This is a genomic window from Microbacterium sp. M, from assembly GCF_045181065.1.
In the GTDB taxonomy this organism is placed as follows: domain Bacteria; phylum Actinomycetota; class Actinomycetes; order Actinomycetales; family Microbacteriaceae; genus Microbacterium.
This window is the reverse complement of the sequence record NZ_CP173721.1, coordinates 3,601,627-3,618,230: the sequence shown is the minus strand read 5'-3', so window position 1 is coordinate 3,618,230 and position 16,604 is coordinate 3,601,627. Positions and strand designations below refer to the sequence as shown.

Genomic DNA, 16,604 nt, shown 5'->3' with positions numbered 1-16,604 from the left:
CTCATGTCGCTGTTCCGTCTGGATGCCAGCATCCTGCCCGCGAGCTCCGCCAGCCGATCGCTCGCCGATCTCGTCGAGGCCGAGTGGACCGCCGCGCACCCGGATTCGACCGTCACGCGTCGCGATCTGGCGCTGGACCCCGTGCCCTCGACCGCCTGGGCCGACGCCGTCACCGGCGGATTCGTCGAGGCGGCCCAGCGCACCCCGGCGCAGAACGCCGCCCGCGACCTGGCGACCACGTTCGCCGACGAGCTCATCGGCGCAGACGCGCTGCTGTTCGCCGTGCCGCTGTACAACTACGGCGTCTCGCAGCACTTCAAGACCTGGTTCGACCTGGCCTACACGGACCCGCGCATCGACCCGACCGGCACCGCGCTGAACGGCAAGCCCGCGACTCTCGTCACCGTTCTCGGCGGCAACTACGCGCCCGGTACGCCCAAGGAGGGCTGGGACCACTCGACCGGATGGCTCCGTCGCGTTCTCGAGGACGTCTGGGGCCTCGACCTGCGCGTCGTGCAGCGTCCGTTCACGCTGGTGGGCGTGAACCCCGCGATGGATGCCTTCGCCGACGCCGCTCAGGAGCTGAAGCAGGCCGCCGAGGACTCCGCCCGCACGTACGGTCGCGAGATCGCGGCCAAGCGCGGCACCGCGGCCTGACCTCTCAGGGACGGATGTCGGGAGATTTCCCGAATGTCAGGGCGATTCCCCGCGTGTCGCCGGACATCCGGGATTTCTCCCTGCATCCGTTCCCGCCGTCGCGCCGCCGACGCACTCCCCGCCCGTCCCGCCGCCGCGCCGCCGATGCACTCCCCGCCCGTCCCGCCGCCGCGCCGCCGATGCACTCCCTGCCGCGCCCACCGCCGCTACAGAGTCTGCGACAGCCAGACCGTCACGATGAGCCCGCCGCCTTCGCGCGGGGACAGGACGAGTTCGCCGTCGTGCGCCTCGGCGATCCGCCGGGCGATGGCGAGTCCGAGACCGACGCCGACATGATCGTCCGTCCTGGCGCGCTCCGCACCGCGCTGGAACGGCTCGGTCAGGGTGGCGATCACGTCCGGCTGCAGCGGCGGCCCGGTGTTCTCGATCACGAGCGCCATCGCGCCGGGCCGTGCGTGCGTGCGCGCCGCCACCATCCCGCCGGCGGGAACGTTGTGCACGATCGCGTTGTGGACGAGGTTCGTCACGAGCTGCTGCAGCAGGGCTGGCGATCCGATCACGGTCCCGGCATCCCCGCCGACGTCGATCGTGACCCCGTGCCGATCGGCCAGCGGCGCGAGCGTCTCGACCGCCTCCTCGGAGAGCAGCGACAGCTCGACGCCCTCCCTGGCGAAGGCCCGGCGCTCGGCACGACTGAGCACCAGCAGCGCCTCGGTCAGCTCGATGGCGCGGGAATTGACCTGGTGCAGTCGATCGATCAGGGCGTCCACGTCCCGGTCGGGGTCGGTGCGGGCGACCTCGAGCATCGTCTGCGAGATCGCGAGCGGCGTCCGCAGCTCGTGCGAGGCGTTCGCGGCGAAGCGCTGCTGCTCGGCGACGTCTGCTTCGAGCCGATCGAGCATCGAGTCGAACACGTCGGCGAGGTCGCGGAACTCGTCTCCGGGGCCCTCCAAGGCGACCCGCTGCGACAGCGAGCCCTGCGCGACCGCGCGGGCGACGGCGCCGATCCGGTCCAGGGGTGCCAGCATCCGGCCGGCGAGGACCCACCCTCCGCCCAGTCCGATCGCGAGCAGCACGAGCATCACGAAGACGGCCGAGGGGATGAACGCTCTGGTGAGGTCGCCGCGATTGGGGAAGAAGTCGACGGCATCCGGTACATACCGCAACAGGAATACGGCGACGGCGGCGAGCAGCAGCACCCCGGATGCGACGACGACGGCGGCATAGCTGAGGGTGAGCTTGAGGCGGGCGCTCATGCCGCGGGGCCTAGTCATCGGCATCCGTCCCGATCCGGTAGCCGACACCGGGAACCGTGACGATCAGCTGCGGCTCGCCCAGGCGCTTGCGCAGCGACGAGACCGTGATGCGGACGGCGTTCGTGAACGGGTCGGCATTCTCATCCCACGCGCGTTCGAGCAGCTCCTCGGCGCTCACGACGCCCCCGCCAGCGCCGACGAGCACCTCGAGGACAGCGAACTGCTTCCGGGTCAGTGACACGTAGCGCTCGTCGCGGAACACCTCGCGCCGGAACGGGTCGAGCCGCAGACCCTCGAGCTCGAGCACGGGCGGTCGGACGTGTGCACGGCGGCGATCCAGGGCCCGCAGCCGCAGGATCAGCTCGCGCAGCTCGAAGGGCTTGGTCAGATAGTCGTCGGCTCCGAGTTCGAACCCTGAGGCCTTGTCGTCCAGGCGATCCGCGGCCGTCAGCATGAGGATCGGCATCCCGCTGCCGGAGGCCACGATCCACCGCGCCACGTCGTCGCCCGACGGTCCGGGGATGTCGCGGTCGAGCACGGCGATGTCGTAGGCGTTGATGCTCAGCAGCTCGAGCGCGGTGTCGCCGTCGCCGGCGATGTCGGCGGCGATCGCCTCGAGGCGGAGACCGTCTCGGACGGCTTCCGCGAGATAGGGCTCGTCCTCGACGATCAGCACGCGCATTTCTGCATCCTACGCAGGCGCGCATATCGGGAGCATATGAGAATCCGCATACGCCCTCGCAACACGTCGGTGCGTTCACTGGAGAACATGAAACACCCCACTGCATCTCGGCGTGCTCGCCATCGACGCGCTCTCGCCCTGGTCGGAACCCTCGCCGTCGCCGCTGCCGCGACCGTCGCGGTGCTGCAGGCGATCCCGGCGGCGAACGGCACCGTGACCGTGCCGAGCGGGGCGCCGGTCGTCGGAGCGGCGTATCAGCCGACGGCCGCCGACGGATTCATCCCGGAGAACGAGCGACCCACCGTCTTCGACGACTCGTCGCCCGCTGTCGCGAACCTGAACCCCGACCTTCTGGATGCACTCAGAGCGGCTGCCGAGCGCGCCGAGCGGGACGGTGTCGAGTTCCGGGTCAACAGCGGTTGGCGCGCACCTGCGTACCAGCAGCGGCTGCTCGACGACGCGACCGCCGAGTACGGCTCCGAGGAGGAGGCCGCCCGCTGGGTCGCGACCCCGACGACGTCGGCGCACGTCACCGGCGATGCCGTCGACCTCGGGCCGGACACCGCGCTGGACTGGCTCGCGCAGCACGGAGACCGCTTCGGGCTCTGTCAGATCTATGCGAACGAGCGCTGGCACTACGAACTGCGACCGGATGCCGAGGTGCACGGCTGCCCGCAGATGTACGCCGACCCCACCGACGACCCGAGGATGCAGTCATGAACCTCGTGCAGCACGGCATCCCGTCTCACGCGGATGCGGCATCCCAGGGCGACACGGTTGCACGACCGGGGTACGGGCGCACGACCGATGCAGGGCATGGCACCGTGCATCCGTTCCAGGGTCGTGCATCCGTACCCGCGCGCACGACACCGGCACCCGTGCCTCCGCCCCGGATGCGCCCGCCGACGCTGCGGACCGACAGGGCGGCGGTGGCGGCGAACGTCGCGGCGGTGCGCGCCGCGACGGCGAGCGACATCATGGCGGTCGTCAAGGCGGACGGATACGGTCACGGCGCCGTCGCGGTGGCGCAGGCCGCCGTCGCCGCCGGAGCCACCTGGCTCGGCATCACGGATGTCGCCGAGGCGATCGCGCTGCGGGACGCCGGGCTGGATCAGCCGGTCCTCTCCTGGTTGAACCCGGCTGGAGTGGATGCCGAGCTCGCCGCCGATCTGCAGGTCGACGTGGCGGTCGGCTCGGTCGACGAGCTGCAGCAGCTGATCGCTGACGCGGACCGGACGCTCCGCGTGCACCTGCAGATGGACACCGGCATGGCGCGCGGCGGCAGCCCGCTGTCCGAATGGGGCGACCTGCTGCGCATCGCACGGGACGGCAGAGCGCGGGGGCGCATCGACGTCGTCGGCGTCATGGGGCATCTGCCACTGGCCGACTGTGCGGACCCGGCGGCGAACGCCCCGGCGGTGCTGCGTATGCGGCAGGCGCGCGATGCCGTGCTGCGCGCCGGGTTCGGACCGCTCACGGTGCACCTCGCGGCCACCGCCGGCGCGCTCACCGACCCGACGACGCACTTCGATCTCGTCAGGGTCGGCGCCGGGCTGGTCGGCATCGACCCGTCCGACACCGTCGAGCTGACGGGGGCCGGAACGTTCACGGCGCCGGTCGTGCACACCACCCGCGCCACGGCGGGGACTGCCGTCGGGTACGGACACGACTTCGTCGCGCGCGTCGACACGCATCTCAGCATCGTCGGGGTCGGGTACGCGGACGGCATCCCTCGCGAGCTGGCACCTGGTGCGTCCGTCGAGATCGGCGGGGCGCGGCATCCGATCGTCGGACGTGTGTCGATGGATCAGATCGTCATCGACACCGGTGCCGTCCAGGCCGCGCGCGGCGCCACGGCGACCGTGTTCGGACCAGCCGGCACCGCAGCACCCACGATCCAGGAGTGGGCCCACTGGGCGGGAACGATCCCGCACACCATCGTCACCGGCATCGGGGCGCGCATCAGAAGGAGCATCGGATGAAGCAGCATGTCGTCGTCATCGGCGGGGGAGAGAATGCGGAGCACGACGTGTCGATCGCGTCGGCGTCCGGTGTCGCGCAGGCTCTGCGCGCACGCGGGTGGGCGGTGGACGCCCTCACGATCGGTCGGGACGGCATCTGGTGCTCGGAGTCCGGTCCGCTCGGGCTGGGGGTGGGCGACTCGCTGGCCGCAGCAGTCGCCCTCATCGGGCGAGCAGATGCCGTGTTCCCCGCCGTGCACGGAACGCTCGGGGAGGACGGCGCGCTCGCCGCGCTGTGCGCGCTCGCGCACATACCGGTCGTGGGGTCAGGACTCGGAGCGGGCGCGATCGGCATGGACAAGTGGACGACGAAACTGGTCGCCGAGGCGATCGGCATCAGAGTGGCGCGGGGGCGGCTCATCTCGGCATCCGACATAGGGGATGAGGAGTACGACGGGCCGGTCGTCGTCAAGCCGGTGTCGGCCGGCTCGAGCTTCGGGGTCTCGCTCGTCTCGGATGCCGGTGAGCTGCGTCATGCGCTGGACACCGCCGCCGAGTTCGACCGCCGGATCCTCGTCGAAGAGGTCGTACGGGGTCGCGAGATCGATGTCGCCGTCCTGCGCGAGGCCGACGGCACGCGCTGGGCAGCTCCACCGCTCGAGATCCGGACGAGCGGGCTGTTCGACACCGAGACGAAGTACGACGGTTCGGCGGAGTTCTCGGTGCCGGCGGTTCTGGATGCCGCCGAGCACGCCGCCCTGGTCCAGGCGGCGCTCGCCATGTTCGACGCGCTCGGCTGCTCGGGCGTCGCGCGGATCGACTTCTTCCTCACCCCGGACGGCCCCGTGCTGAACGAGGTGAACACGATGCCCGGGATGACGGCGGCATCCCAGGTGCCGCGGATGTTCGCGGCGGCCGGCGTCGGCTACGAGGAACTGGTGGGGCGCCTCGTGGCCGGCGCGGGGGTTCCGGGCGTGCGGGTGGGCTCCGCCGTCTGAACGGCCGGCCTAGAGCCGGTCGACCGCCGTCACGCGGACGACGGCCTCGCCTGCCTCATCCGAGGCGGCGAGGTCGATCGTCGCGGCGATGCCCCAGTCGTGATTGCCTGCGGGGTCGTCGAGGATCTGACGGACGGTCCACTCGGCGCGTCCCTCGGTGATGAGCAGCAGCTTCGAGCTGCGGGCGTCGCCACCGGTGAGGATCTCGTCGTGCTCGGCGAAGTAGCCGTCGAGGGCGGCATCCCACGCGGCGGCGCCGAAGTCCTGATCCAGTTCGGCGAGAGCATCCACGTCCTCGCGCGCCGCCAGCTGGACCCGGCGGAACATCTCGTTGCGCACGAGGATCCGGAACGCGCGCACGTTCGAGGTCAACCGCTTGGGCGCCGGCGGGACGATCGGCTCCTCATCGGGTCGATGCAGGTCCACGATGCCGTTGTCCGTGCCGGCGCGCAGCTCCTCCCACTCGTCGAGCAGGCTCGAGTCGACCTGTCGCACGAGCTCGCCGAGCCACTCGATGAGATCGCGCAGATCCTCGGTCTTGAGGTCCTCGGGAATCGTCTGGGATGCCGCGCGATACGCGTCGGACAGATACCGCAGGACGACGCCCTCGGAGCGGGCGATCTTGTACTGGGCGACGTACTCCCCGAACGACATGGCCCGCTCGTACATATCCCGGACGACGGACTTCGGACGCAGTTCGAAGTCGCGGATCCACGGCTGTGCGGCGCTGAACGTCTCGAATGCGGCGTCCAGAAGCTCCTTGAGCGGCTTCGGATAGGTGATCTGTTCGAGCAGCTCCATGCGCTCGTCGTATTCGATGCCCTCGGCTTTCATGGCGGCGACGGCCTCGCCGCGGGCGAGGAACTCCTGCTGGCTGAGGATCGCACGGGGGTCGTCCAGCGTGGACTCGACGATCGAGACCATGTCGAGGGCGAACGTCGCCGATTCGGGGTCGAGCAGCTCGAACGCGGCGAGGGCGAACGGCGACAGCGGCTGGTTGAGCGCGAAGTTCGGCTGGAGGTCGACGGTCAGGCGGATGCCGGCGGAATCGTCCTCGACGATGCCGGACTCCCGAAGCGTGCGGTAGATCCCGAGCGCTCGGATCGCGAGCACGCGCTGCGTGGCGCGCGGCTCGTGGTTGTCGAAGACGAGCGAGCGCATGTTCGCGAACACGTCTCCGCCGCGGCCGATGACGTTGAGCATCATGGCGCTGGTGATCTGCATGTGCGATGTCAGGGTCTCTGGCTCGGCGGCGACGAGCTTGAGGAACGACGGCTCGCCCCACGACACGAAGCCGTCCGGCGCCTTCTTGCGGACGATCTTGCGCTTCTTCTTCGGGTCGTCGCCGGCCTTCTTGACGGCCGCGACGTTCTCGGACTCGTGCTCCGGTGCCTGGGCGACCACGGTGCCTGCGGTGTCGAAGCCCGCGCGTCCCGCTCGGCCCGCGATCTGATGGAACTCGCGGGCATTGAGCTGACGCATGCGCGTGCCGTCGAACTTCGTCAGCGCCGTGAGCAGCACGGTGCGGATCGGGACGTTGATGCCGACGCCGAGCGTGTCGGTTCCGCAGATGACGCGCAGCAGACCGCGCTGGGCCAGTTGCTCGACCAGGCGCCGGTACTTCGGGAGCATTCCGGCGTGGTGCACGCCGATGCCGGCCCGGAGGAAGCGGGAGAGGGTCTTGCCGAACGAGGTCGTGAAACGGAATTCGCCGATGAGTTCGGCGATCTCGTCGCGCTGCTCGCGGGTCGCGATCTTGGTGCTCGACAGCGCCTGCGCCCGCTCCATGGCGGCCGCCTGCGAGAAGTGCACGACATAGATCGGCGCCTGGCCGGTCGACAGCAGCTCTTCGACGGTCTCGTGGATCGGCGTCGTCTCGTAGTAGTAGTGCAGCGGCACGGGGCGCTCGACGCCCGTGACGGTCGCGGTCTCGCGCGAGGTGCGGCGGGTCAGATCCTCCGCGAGCGAAGTCACATCGCCGAGCGTCGCCGACATGAGGATGAACTGCGCCTGCGGCAACTCGAGCAGCGGCACCTGCCAGGCCCACCCGCGGTCGGGGTCGCCGTAGAAGTGGAACTCGTCCATCACGACCTGACCCACATCCGCGGACGTCCCCTGACGCAGCGCAAGATTCGCGAGGATCTCGGCCGTGCAGCAGATGATCGGCGCGTCCGCATTCACTGCGGAGTCACCGGTGACCATGCCGACGTTGTCGGGACCGAAGATGTCGACCAGGGAGAAGAACTTCTCGCTCACGAGCGCCTTGATCGGCGCGGTGTAGTACGTGCGGCGCCCATCCACGAGCGCGGCGAAGTGCGCACCGATCGCGACGAGCGACTTCCCGGTACCGGTCGGCGTCGACAGGATCAGGTTGTTGCCCGAGACGATCTCGATGACCGCCTCGTCCTGCGCGGGGTAGAGGGTGATGCCGGTGGACTCCGCCCATTCGACGAACGCCAGGTACACGGCATCCGGATCGGAGCCGTCCGGCACGAGGGAGGGGTTCAGGAGCGCAGGCATGGTCCTTCGATCATCCCTTACGCGGGCTCCTCGTCAGGCCGTCGCCGCTCGCAGGGCGATCCGGACCATGTCGCCGAAGGTCTGCTCGCGCTCGTGCGCCGATGTCTCCTCGCCGGTGACGAGATGATCCGAGACGGTGCAGATGCTCAACGCCCGCCGATCGTGATAGGCGGCGAGCGTGTAGAGCGCGCTGGTCTCCATCTCGACGCCGAGGGCGCCGTGCTGCACGAGCGGCTCGGTGAGTTCGGGGCGCGTGCTGTAGAACTGATCGCTGGAGAACAGCAGGCCGACGTGCACGGCGACGTCGAGTGGTTCTGATTCAGCGGCCTCGACGGCGGCGCGCAGCAGAGGGAAATCGGCGACCGGTGCGTAATCCTGCCCGTGGAATCGCACGCGATTGATCCCCGAGTCGGTGCAGGCGCCGCTCGCGATGATGATGTCGCGCATCCCGACCTTCTCCGTGAGTCCGCCGCACGATCCCACGCGCACGATCGTCTGCACGCCGTACTCCGTGAACAGCTCGTTGGCGTAGATCGACATCGACGGCTGGCCCATGCCAGACCCCTGCACAGAGACGCGGTGCCCTTGCCAGGCGCCGGTGAATCCCAGCATCCCTCGGGTCTCGGAGTACAGCTCCGCACCGTCCAGGAAGGTCTCCGCGATCCACTTCGCGCGGAGGGGGTCTCCGGGGAAGAGGACGACGGGGGCGATCTGCCCTGGGGCCGCGGCGATGTGCGTACTCATCTCGCCAGCCTACGGCGACTCGATCCGAAGGCATGACTACCACGGTCCCGCCCACGGTTCAACGGTCTGTGCGTCACGTCGCGCCGAGTGGAGAGTCGCGTCATGACCACCAACGACACCTTCACCCCAGCCGCGACGACCGACGGACAGGCGATCTGCGACCGCCTGGACGCCATCCACGCAGACCTGCAGACCCTGATCGGACAGCAGGGCACTCAGGGCCTCGGATGGGACGGCGCTCAGACGACCACGGATCCGGAGCGACGCCCGGATGGCACGCCGGTGTGACCGGGGCGCTCAGCCCTCTCGACGCCGGACGATCTCGGCGATCCAGATCGGAGCGAACGGCGACGTGCATCCCGGCGCCGTCGGATAGTCCGCGAGCACCTGCAGTTTCTCACCGATGGCCAGGGCGCGCTCCCGCAGATCGGGGTGGAAGATGCCGATCTGCGCGAGCGTCTCGTTCATCGCCCACTGCAGGCGGGTCGGGGCGTCCCTCATGTCGCGCGCGATGATATCGAGCAGATACTCGAGATCCAGCCCGTCCGGGGTCTTCGCAACCCGCACGCTGGTCAGCGACCATGCGGCCGCCGAGACGGTCGGATCGGCATCCTCGAACCAGCGCAGCCGCAGCTCCTCGGCGTGCGGCGACTTCTTCGCGAGGTAGTTCACGAACCAGTCGTTGACCTTCGGAACCTCGGTCTCGCGGACCATCGCGTCGAGTTCGTCGGCCGAGAAGTCCTTCACTTTGCAGATCAGCATCGACAGCAGCCGCGGCGCCGTCTCACCCGTGGCCCAGAGCTCACGGGCGAGGTCGTGGTCGGTCTTGATCTTCTTCGCGAGCGCGCGCATCTGCGACAGATTGATCCCGTGGTCGTCGCCGCGCTTCTCGTTCGCGGCGCGCATCTTCGGGTCGTCGAGGGCGGCGAGATCCGCCAGCGCCTGGTCCAGCGAGGTCATGCCTCCAGCGTACGGCCGAGCACGCGGGGCGCGCGATCCGAACCACCGCGCTGAGTATGGCAGGGTGTGAGCAGGGAACAGACGTCGGAGGGGGCGCTTGTGAACAGGATCTTCCAGCGAACCGTCGGGCTCGCCGTGATCGTCATCGTGCTGCTCGCCGCCGGATTGCTGTGGTGGGGGATCGCGGTGACCGATCCGCCTACGCTGTGGGATCCGGCGCATGTCACGCTCGCGGGGGTGTGGCAGGTGATGTACAGCACCGAACTGCCGAACCTCGCAGTGCTCGCGACGGCGCTCGGCATCGCGCTGCTGCTCGTCCTGTTGGTCGTGGTGAGCGAGCGGGTCGTGGCGAGCCGGTACCGCCGCGCGGGCGTCGAGGTGACCAGGCTGACACTCGCTCCGCGAACGGTGATGGACCGGACCCGCGGCGTGTTCGCGGGGGACGTGACGGTGACAGTCCTCATCCCTGCGCATAACGAGGAGGCGTCTCTTCCCGAGACGCTGCGCTCCCTGCAGCAGCAGACCACGCCGCCCACGCGGGTGATCGTGGTCGCCGACAACTGCACCGACGGGACGGCCCTGGTCGCGCGCGAGCACGGCGCCGACGTCTTCGAGACCGTCGGCAACACGCATAAGAAGGGCGGTGCGCTGAACCAGGCGCTCGCCGAGCTGCTTCCTGTCCTCGGGGACAACGACACGGTCATGGTCATGGATGCCGACAGTCAGATCGGCGCCGGATACCTCACCGAGGCGATCCGACGATTCACGGATGACCGCGCCCTGATGGCGGTCGGCGGGCTCTTCGAGGGTGAGCAGGGACACGGCCTGCTCGGACAGTTCCAGCGCAACGAGTACTTCCGATACCAGCGGGAGATCCAGCGTCGTGAAGGGCGCGTCTTCGTGCTCACCGGCACCGCTTCGGTCTTCCGCGCTGCGGCACTGCGCGCTGTGGCTCAGGCGCGCGGCACGCAGCTGCCCGGGAGAGAAGGCGATGTCTACGACACCTTCGCGCTCACGGAGGACAACGAGCTCACGATCGCGATCAAGTCGCTGGGAGGGCTGACGATATCGCCGCGCGAGTGCAGCGTCGTCACCGAGCTGATGCCGACCTGGCGGATGCTCTGGGCTCAGCGTCTGCGGTGGCAACGCGGAGCACTCGAGAACCTCGGAGCGTACGGCGTCACGCCGCAGACTCTGCGCTACTGGGCTCAGCAGATCGGCATCGGATACGGCGTGCTCGCGCTGTTCTCCTACTTCGCCCTCCTTCTGCTCATGATCGTGGCGATGGATACCTGGGTCTGGTTCCCGTTCTGGCTCGGGGTCGGCGTTCTGTTCGCGATCGAGCGGGTCATCACGGTGTGGCGGGGCGGATGGCGCGCCCGGATCGTCGCGGCTCTGGTGTTCCCCGAGCTGGTCTACGACTGCTTCCTCAACCTCGCCTTCCTGAAGGGCGTGTTCGAGATCGCGTTCGGCCGCAGCGCGACGTGGAAGCACGTGGAGCACCCCTCGACGAAAGGGGTGACCGCATGATCGCGCTGGCGACGGATGCCGTGCGCACCGGATTCCTGCTGCCAGAGTCCGTCCTGTACACCGACTGGTTCAGCGTCTTCGCGACGTTCGTCGCGATCAACACCGTGATCTACGTCGTGCTCGGCGTCATCAAGGTGCTGCCGAAGGTGCGACGCCGCAGCCGTGGCGGTGCGAGCCGGAGGTCAGAGACCCGCAGCATCCACCCCGACGCTCCGGCGTAGCGCGCTCAGCGCATCAGCCATCTCGACCGCCGGCACCGGCATGCCGAGGTGGAAGCCCTGGGCGAGATCCGCCCCGATCTCACGGGCGAGATCGACGTGATCGGGCTCCGATACGCCCTCCACGAGCAGACTGGCCTGCGCATCCCTCGCCGCGGCGACGAGAGGGCGCAGCCGTTCGCGGGCACCCGGATCCGAGCGCAGCTCCCAGAACAGGGCGCGATCGATCTTCACGACGTCGGGTCGCAGCATGGCGATCCGGGCCTCGTCCGCCTGGGCCGCGCCTGCGTCATCGACGAGCAGCTGCCCGCCGAGACGCGTGATGAGCGCGCGGATCACCCTGAGATCGGCCGGCGTCTCGCCCTCGAACAGCTCCATGCCCCACGGGCGGTCAGCAGCGGCGAGCAGGGACGGCAGCTGTTCATGCAGCATCGTCGTCCCCGAGGCGTTCATCGTGATGAAAAGGCCGGTAGGCAACGGTGCGGCCTCGGCGACGGCGAGTTCGATGAGATGCAGTTCCAGCCACTCGCGGCGCCCGGCGGCCTCGGCATCCGCCAGCCGCACCAGGGGCGCCGTGCCATCGTTGAATCGGGCCAGCGCCTCGAACCCGACGACCGACCAGGCCTCGAGGTCCACGATGGGCTGGAAGACGATCTGCGCGCTCGGATCATCCTGGAGGGACAGCGGTCTGGTCACGGTTCAGTGTAGCCCCGCGGAAAAGCCGTACTCTAGAGGTGGGGAGGGCTCTGGGGAGGGTCCTGTGAAAGGACGCCATCATGGTCGTACAGGGGATCAAAGCCTCGGATGCCGAGGAGCTGCGCTGGCTGCGGACGGGCTGGCTGAGGCACGCTCGTGAACGCACATCCATCTACTCGGTCGTCACGGCCGGGCTGACGCTGCTGTTCTCGCTGCTCGGTGCGCTCGAGCTCTTCGAGACGGACCTCACCTTGTTCGAGGTCTGGCTCTCGATCGCCATCCTGTTCTGCGGCCTCGCCGTGACGGGGATCGTCGTCTTCGGCGGGGTCGAACTGCCGACCTGGCTGGGATTGGGACTCGTCGGTGCGCATGCGGTCGTGTCGGTCTACTATCTCGGTTTCTCGGACGAACGTCAGAACGCGATCGCGGCGCTGCAGGAGCTGCCGATCATGGCGATGTACTTCTCCTGGTTCTACGGAGCCCGCATCGCTCGGATCGGCGAGCTCGCGATCCTCCTCGTCGTCGGAACCGCGGCCGTGTCCGGGCCCTTCACCGGCGAGGTCGGCGGCGCTCCCGGGCCGATCGGGCCGGCGAACCTCATCGGAGCGGCGTGCTTCACGTGGCTGTGCCTGGAAGCCGGACTCTACGTCCGCCACCGAATTCGTCTCGAATCGAACACCGACGAGCTGACCGGTGTGCTCAATCGGCGCGGTTTCCTGGCGAAGGCGCAGATGGAGCTCCGTCGCGCCGCCCGGCATTCGCGACCCGTCGCGATCGCGGTGCTCGATCTCGACAAGTTCAAAGAGGTGAACGACGAAGCCGGCCATGCGGCGGGCGATGACGTGCTCAGGATGCTGACGGCGCAGTGGATGTCGCTGTCGCGCACGACTGACATCGTCGGCCGACTGGGCGGGGACGAGTTCGCCATGGTGCTCCCCGAGACGGACGCCGAGCAGGCGTCGGCCGTTCTGCGTCGCCTGCGCTCGTATGCCACGCATCCATGGTCGTGGGGCGCCGTGCTCGTCGAGGAGGGCGAATCCGTCGAAGCGGCGATCCAGCGCGCCGATGAGGCCATGTACGACGACAAGCGGCGTTGACCGCAGCGGTCATCGCACTGACTAGCCCTCGCCGACGAGTTCTCCGCGGATGCGGCGGAGGTCCTCCAGCAACGACCCGATCAGGATCCAGTGCGCCGACGCCGGAGGCGCCACTTCCAGTGGCGCGGTGAGCGCGGGTATGGCCGAGGTCAGCGCCTCCGGCTCCGGAGCCACGTCCGCGATCTGCACCGCGAGTCGGACGTCGTGCCCAGCGCGCCGGAGCTGCTCGGCGATCGCGTGCACGGTCGGCTCTTCGCCGAGGGAGTCGTCGTAGTGGTCGAAGTAGGCCCTGGTCATCCCGATCGCCTGCGTCACGATCGGCGACAGCCGCGTCAGAAGATCGCGCATCTCGCGGAACTCGTCGCGGTGCGACGAGCGCCGCGGGTTGAGCGTGAGCGACTCCTCGCCGGCCGCGATGGATGCCTCGGCCGAGACCTGCATGGGGCGCAGCAGGCGCGCCTGGAGCATGAGCTCCTGCAGCTGCGCCGGTGTGCGAGCGACCGGCAGGCTCTCGGCCAATCGGTCAAGGCTCGCGGCGAGCTCTGCGCCGAGCAGGCCGAGGTCGCGCCTCGCAGGTGCGACCAGCACCGGCGGGACGATGAGCACATTCACGACGATGCCGATCGCGACGCCGATCAGCGTCTCCACGATCCGGTCCACCGCATATTCGGGGCTGTCCGACCCGAGCGCGAGCACGAGCATCGCCGAGATGGCGACCTGATTGCCGGTTCCCGGCGTCGCGCGGAACGACCAGGCGACCAGCATCGCCACGACGATCGCCAGCAGCACGACCCAGCTCTGCGGCCCGAGCAGCAGGCTGAGCCCGACCGCGATCAGTACGCCGGCGATGACGCCGATGCTCCGCTCGAGCGCCTTGGCCAGGGACTGGTTGACGCTCGGCTGCACGACGAGCAGCGCCGCGATGGCGGCGAAGACCGGGAGCGGACCGGGGATCAGCCATCCGGCGATGAGCCAGGCGGAGATGGTGGCCACCGCGGACTTCACGACCTGCAGCAGCGGACCGCGCTTCGCGCTGCGTACCGCTGCCGTCATCCGCATGGTTCCACGGTAGTCCGCGCGCTCTGTTACGTCCCGAACTGAGGCGACCCTAACTCTCTGTTAGATTAGGGCAGGCTTACCAAAGCATTCGCTCCGTGTGAAGCCCGACCCCGAACCCCGACCCGAAAGGGATTCCTGTGCGCACCTCCCGACTTCTCGGCCTCGGCGCCGCGGCAGTGCTGGCCGTCGGCCTCGCTGCCTGCTCGTCGTCCGCCCCCACCAGCACCGACGCCGGGCCCGACTCCGCCGCGGCATCCGACGGCACCTTCCCCGTCACCGTCGAGCACGTCTACGGCGAGACCACGATCTCGGAGAAGCCGGAGCGCGTCGCCACGGTCGCGTGGGCCAACCACGAGGTGCCGCTCGCCCTCGGCATCGTCCCGGTCGGCATGAGCAAGGCCACCTGGGGCGACGACGACGGCGACGGCATCCTGCCCTGGGTCGAGGACAAGCTCGAAGAGCTGGATGCCGAGACCCCGGTGCTCTTCGACGAGACCGACGGCATCGACTACGAGGCCGTCGCCGACACGAAGCCGGACGTCATCCTCGCCTCGTACTCCGGCCTCACGCAGGAGGAGTACGACACGCTCTCCAAGATCGCGCCGGTCGTGGCGCCGCCGGGCATCCCCTGGAGCACCTCGGTCGAGGACATGGTCACGATGAACTCGACCGCGCTCGGTCTCGCCGACGAGGGCGAGGCGCTGAACGCCGACCTGCAGGCCCAGACGGATGCCGCGCTCGAGGCGCACCCCGCGCTCAAGGACGCGAAGCTGCTGTTCGCGTACATCGACCCGAGCGACTTCAGTCAGATCGGCTACTACACCGCGGCCGACACGCGCCCCGGTTTCCTGCGTGAGAACGGGCTGCCGCTGCCGGCCATCGTCGAGGAGACCGCCGACAGCACCGAGTTCTACCTGACGACGAGCGCGGAGAACGCCGAGGCGCTCGCCGACGTCGACGTCTTCGTCTCGTACGGCGACGAGTCGATCATCCCGGTGCTGCAGGCCGACCCGCTGCTGTCGAAGATCCCGGCGATCGAGGCCGGCGACATCGCCGTGCTCGGCGATGCGACGCCGCTCGCGGCGTCCGCCAACCCGTCGCCGCTGTCCATCCCCTGGGGGATCGAAGAGTACTTCGCGATCCTCGAGGCACCGCTCGTCTCCGAGTGAGTCTCTCCGAGTGAGCTCAGCAGTCATCACCTCACCACCGGGCGCCGTCGATCTGCGGCGCCCGGTGGTCGTGCGCGTGCTCTGGCTGCTGGCCGGGCTCGGCGTCATCGTCGTGCTCAGCATCCTGTCGCTCTCGTTCGGCATCAAAGCCGTGACGATCGACGACGTCCTGGCAGCTTTCGCCGGCCATGACGACACGATCGCCCAGGCGGCCGTCATCAAGCGGATGCCGCGCACGGTGCTGGCGATCCTTGTCGGTGCGGCCCTCGCGCTCTCGGGCGCGACCATGCAGGCGGTCACCCGCAATCCCATCGCCGACCCCGGCATCCTCGGGGTCACCACCGGCGCCTCGCTCGCGGTCGTGATCGGTATCGCCTTCCTCGGCCTCTCCGATGCGACGGGCACGCTGTTCGTCGCGATCTTCGGCGCGGCCGTCGCCGCCGCCTTCGTGTACACGGTCGGCTCGCTCGGCCGCGGAGGTGCCAGCCCTCTCAAGCTCGCGCTCGCCGGTGCGGCCACATCGGCGGCGTTCGCCTCGCTGATCAGCGCCATCATGCTGCCCCGAGTCGATCTGCTGCAGTCGTTCCAGTCCTGGCAGATCGGCGGCGTCGGCGGAGCCGAGTGGCCGCGCATCGCGATCACGGCACCCGTGCTCGCCCTCGGTGCGCTCATCTGCTTCGCGGCAGCCCGGGGGATGAACTCGCTCGCGCTCGGCGATGACATGGCCGCAGGCCTCGGCGAGCACGTGTTCCGCACCCGGCTCCTCTCGGCGCTCGGGGCCGTCATCCTCGCGGGGGCCGCGACCGCCATCGCGGGTCCCATCGGCTTCGTAGGGCTCGTCGTCCCGCACTTCTGCCGGATGCTGCTGGGCACCGACCACCGCTGGCTGCTGCCCTTCTCGGCCATCGCCGGAGCCGTGCTGCTGCTGGCCAGCGACATCATCGGCCGTGTGATCGCCCCATCAGGCGAGGAGATCCAGGTCGGGATCATCACCGCGCTCGTCGGCGCCCCGTTCTTCATCTGGATCGTCCGCCGGCAGAAGGTGCGCGAACTGTGA

The 16,604-nt window shown here is 69.2% G+C and carries 17 protein-coding genes; 10 read left to right on the top strand and 7 right to left on the bottom strand.

The genetic code is table 11. The features are described 5' to 3' along the window. Positions 1 to 3 precede the first annotated feature (3 nt). On the top strand, positions 4 to 657 hold the full coding sequence (locus ACI7YT_RS17530) for an FMN-dependent NADH-azoreductase (protein ID WP_406247357.1): 654 nt from the start codon (positions 4 to 6) through the stop codon (positions 655 to 657). A gap of 206 nt (positions 658 to 863) precedes the next feature. On the opposite strand, the gene ACI7YT_RS17525 is transcribed toward ACI7YT_RS17530, so the two are convergent. After that, a complete protein-coding gene (locus tag ACI7YT_RS17525; RefSeq protein WP_406247356.1) occupies positions 864 to 1,913 on the bottom strand; it encodes a sensor histidine kinase in 1,050 nt (349 codons plus the stop codon). 10 nt (positions 1,914 to 1,923) lie between these two features. Further along, the gene (locus tag ACI7YT_RS17520) at positions 1,924 to 2,595 is read right to left on the bottom strand and encodes a response regulator transcription factor (protein WP_406247354.1); all 672 of its coding nucleotides are present in this window, start codon (positions 2,593 to 2,595) and stop codon (positions 1,924 to 1,926) included. Between the two features lie 87 nt (positions 2,596 to 2,682). Between ACI7YT_RS17520 and ACI7YT_RS17515 the strand changes: the two genes are divergently transcribed. Genes ACI7YT_RS17515 through ACI7YT_RS17505 form a run of 3 tightly spaced genes read left to right on the top strand, consistent with a single transcriptional unit; the run spans position 2,683 to position 5,554 of the window. Continuing rightward, positions 2,683 to 3,315 (top strand): M15 family metallopeptidase, encoded by a 633-nt coding sequence (locus ACI7YT_RS17515; protein WP_406247352.1) that lies wholly within the window; start codon positions 2,683 to 2,685, stop codon positions 3,313 to 3,315. Continuing rightward, positions 3,312 to 4,577, top strand: a complete 1,266-nt coding sequence (gene alr / locus ACI7YT_RS17510; protein WP_406247350.1) for an alanine racemase — start codon at positions 3,312 to 3,314, stop codon at positions 4,575 to 4,577. Before ACI7YT_RS17515 ends, alr begins: the two co-directional genes overlap by 4 nt. Beyond that, on the top strand, positions 4,574 to 5,554 hold the full coding sequence (locus ACI7YT_RS17505; RefSeq protein ID WP_406247348.1) for a D-alanine--D-alanine ligase: 981 nt from the start codon (positions 4,574 to 4,576) through the stop codon (positions 5,552 to 5,554). The genes alr and ACI7YT_RS17505 overlap by 4 nt, the downstream gene beginning before the upstream one ends. A 9-nt stretch (positions 5,555 to 5,563) precedes the next feature. On the opposite strand, the gene ACI7YT_RS17500 is transcribed toward ACI7YT_RS17505, so the two are convergent. Both ACI7YT_RS17500 and deoD read right to left on the bottom strand, forming a co-directional pair. Beyond that, positions 5,564 to 8,074: a DEAD/DEAH box helicase gene (locus ACI7YT_RS17500; protein ID WP_406247346.1), complete on the bottom strand. Its 2,511-nt coding sequence runs from the start codon at positions 8,072 to 8,074 to the stop codon at positions 5,564 to 5,566. Between the two features lie 33 nt (positions 8,075 to 8,107). Further along, positions 8,108 to 8,818 carry a purine-nucleoside phosphorylase gene (gene deoD, locus ACI7YT_RS17495; RefSeq protein WP_406247344.1) on the bottom strand — a complete coding sequence of 237 codons (711 nt, stop codon included), beginning with the start codon at positions 8,816 to 8,818 and terminating at the stop codon, positions 8,108 to 8,110. A gap of 102 nt (positions 8,819 to 8,920) precedes the next feature. Between deoD and ACI7YT_RS17490 the strand changes: the two genes are divergently transcribed. Then, on the top strand, positions 8,921 to 9,106 hold the full coding sequence (locus ACI7YT_RS17490; RefSeq protein WP_406247343.1) for a hypothetical protein: 186 nt from the start codon (positions 8,921 to 8,923) through the stop codon (positions 9,104 to 9,106). Positions 9,107 to 9,115: 9 nt separating this feature from the next. Here the strand turns inward: ACI7YT_RS17490 and ACI7YT_RS17485 are convergent, their stop codons facing one another. After that, positions 9,116 to 9,778, bottom strand: coding sequence for a DNA alkylation repair protein (locus tag ACI7YT_RS17485; RefSeq protein WP_406247341.1), 663 nt, complete (start codon positions 9,776 to 9,778; stop codon positions 9,116 to 9,118). Between the two features lie 99 nt (positions 9,779 to 9,877). Between ACI7YT_RS17485 and ACI7YT_RS17480 the strand changes: the two genes are divergently transcribed. Both ACI7YT_RS17480 and ACI7YT_RS17475 read left to right on the top strand, forming a co-directional pair. Then, positions 9,878 to 11,308: a glycosyltransferase gene (locus ACI7YT_RS17480; RefSeq protein WP_406247339.1), complete on the top strand. Its 1,431-nt coding sequence runs from the start codon at positions 9,878 to 9,880 to the stop codon at positions 11,306 to 11,308. After that, positions 11,305 to 11,529, top strand: coding sequence for a hypothetical protein (locus ACI7YT_RS17475; protein ID WP_406247337.1), 225 nt, complete (start codon positions 11,305 to 11,307; stop codon positions 11,527 to 11,529). The genes ACI7YT_RS17480 and ACI7YT_RS17475 overlap by 4 nt, the downstream gene beginning before the upstream one ends. Here the strand turns inward: ACI7YT_RS17475 and ACI7YT_RS17470 are convergent. Continuing rightward, positions 11,491 to 12,222, bottom strand: coding sequence for an EAL domain-containing protein (locus tag ACI7YT_RS17470; protein ID WP_406247336.1), 732 nt, complete (start codon positions 12,220 to 12,222; stop codon positions 11,491 to 11,493). The two genes, ACI7YT_RS17475 and ACI7YT_RS17470, sit on opposite strands and share 39 nt — an antisense overlap. Positions 12,223 to 12,302: 80 nt before the next feature. On the opposite strand from ACI7YT_RS17470, the gene ACI7YT_RS17465 reads away from it, so the two are divergent. After that, a complete protein-coding gene (locus ACI7YT_RS17465) occupies positions 12,303 to 13,319 on the top strand; it encodes a diguanylate cyclase domain-containing protein (RefSeq protein WP_406247334.1) in 1,017 nt (338 codons plus the stop codon). 21 nt (positions 13,320 to 13,340) lie between these two features. Here the strand turns inward: ACI7YT_RS17465 and ACI7YT_RS17460 are convergent, their stop codons facing one another. Then, a complete protein-coding gene (locus ACI7YT_RS17460) occupies positions 13,341 to 14,378 on the bottom strand; it encodes an FUSC family protein (RefSeq protein WP_406247333.1) in 1,038 nt (345 codons plus the stop codon). Positions 14,379 to 14,515: 137 nt separating this feature from the next. Between ACI7YT_RS17460 and ACI7YT_RS17455 the strand changes: the two genes are divergently transcribed. Together ACI7YT_RS17455 and ACI7YT_RS17450 are read left to right on the top strand one after the other, a co-directional pair. After that, complete coding sequence (locus ACI7YT_RS17455) at positions 14,516 to 15,547, top strand: iron-siderophore ABC transporter substrate-binding protein (protein WP_406247332.1); 1,032 nt, start codon at positions 14,516 to 14,518, stop codon at positions 15,545 to 15,547. A 10-nt stretch (positions 15,548 to 15,557) separates the two neighbouring features. Beyond that, a complete protein-coding gene (locus ACI7YT_RS17450; protein ID WP_406247330.1) occupies positions 15,558 to 16,604 on the top strand; it encodes a FecCD family ABC transporter permease in 1,047 nt (348 codons plus the stop codon).

Excerpts from the sequence above, each read along its gene's own strand:
- ACI7YT_RS17505 (WP_406247348.1), top strand. The coding sequence starts at position 4,574 with ATGAAGCAGCATGTCGTCGTCATCGGCGGGGGAGAGAATGCGGAGCAC.
- alr (WP_406247350.1), top strand. The coding sequence starts at position 3,312 with ATGAACCTCGTGCAGCACGGCATCCCGTCTCACGCGGATGCGGCATCC.
- ACI7YT_RS17460 (WP_406247333.1), bottom strand. The coding sequence starts at position 14,378 with ATGCGGATGACGGCAGCGGTACGCAGCGCGAAGCGCGGTCCGCTGCTG.
- ACI7YT_RS17490 (WP_406247343.1), top strand. The coding sequence starts at position 8,921 with ATGACCACCAACGACACCTTCACCCCAGCCGCGACGACCGACGGACAG.
- ACI7YT_RS17500 (WP_406247346.1), bottom strand. The coding sequence starts at position 8,074 with ATGCCTGCGCTCCTGAACCCCTCCCTCGTGCCGGACGGCTCCGATCCG.
- ACI7YT_RS17525 (WP_406247356.1), bottom strand. The coding sequence starts at position 1,913 with ATGAGCGCCCGCCTCAAGCTCACCCTCAGCTATGCCGCCGTCGTCGTC.
- deoD (WP_406247344.1), bottom strand. The coding sequence starts at position 8,818 with ATGAGTACGCACATCGCCGCGGCCCCAGGGCAGATCGCCCCCGTCGTC.
- ACI7YT_RS17530 (WP_406247357.1), top strand. The coding sequence starts at position 4 with ATGTCGCTGTTCCGTCTGGATGCCAGCATCCTGCCCGCGAGCTCCGCC.
- ACI7YT_RS17485 (WP_406247341.1), bottom strand. The coding sequence starts at position 9,778 with ATGACCTCGCTGGACCAGGCGCTGGCGGATCTCGCCGCCCTCGACGAC.
- ACI7YT_RS17520 (WP_406247354.1), bottom strand. The coding sequence starts at position 2,595 with ATGCGCGTGCTGATCGTCGAGGACGAGCCCTATCTCGCGGAAGCCGTC.
- ACI7YT_RS17475 (WP_406247337.1), top strand. The coding sequence starts at position 11,305 with ATGATCGCGCTGGCGACGGATGCCGTGCGCACCGGATTCCTGCTGCCA.
- ACI7YT_RS17515 (WP_406247352.1), top strand. The coding sequence starts at position 2,683 with ATGAAACACCCCACTGCATCTCGGCGTGCTCGCCATCGACGCGCTCTC.
- ACI7YT_RS17465 (WP_406247334.1), top strand. The coding sequence starts at position 12,303 with ATGGTCGTACAGGGGATCAAAGCCTCGGATGCCGAGGAGCTGCGCTGG.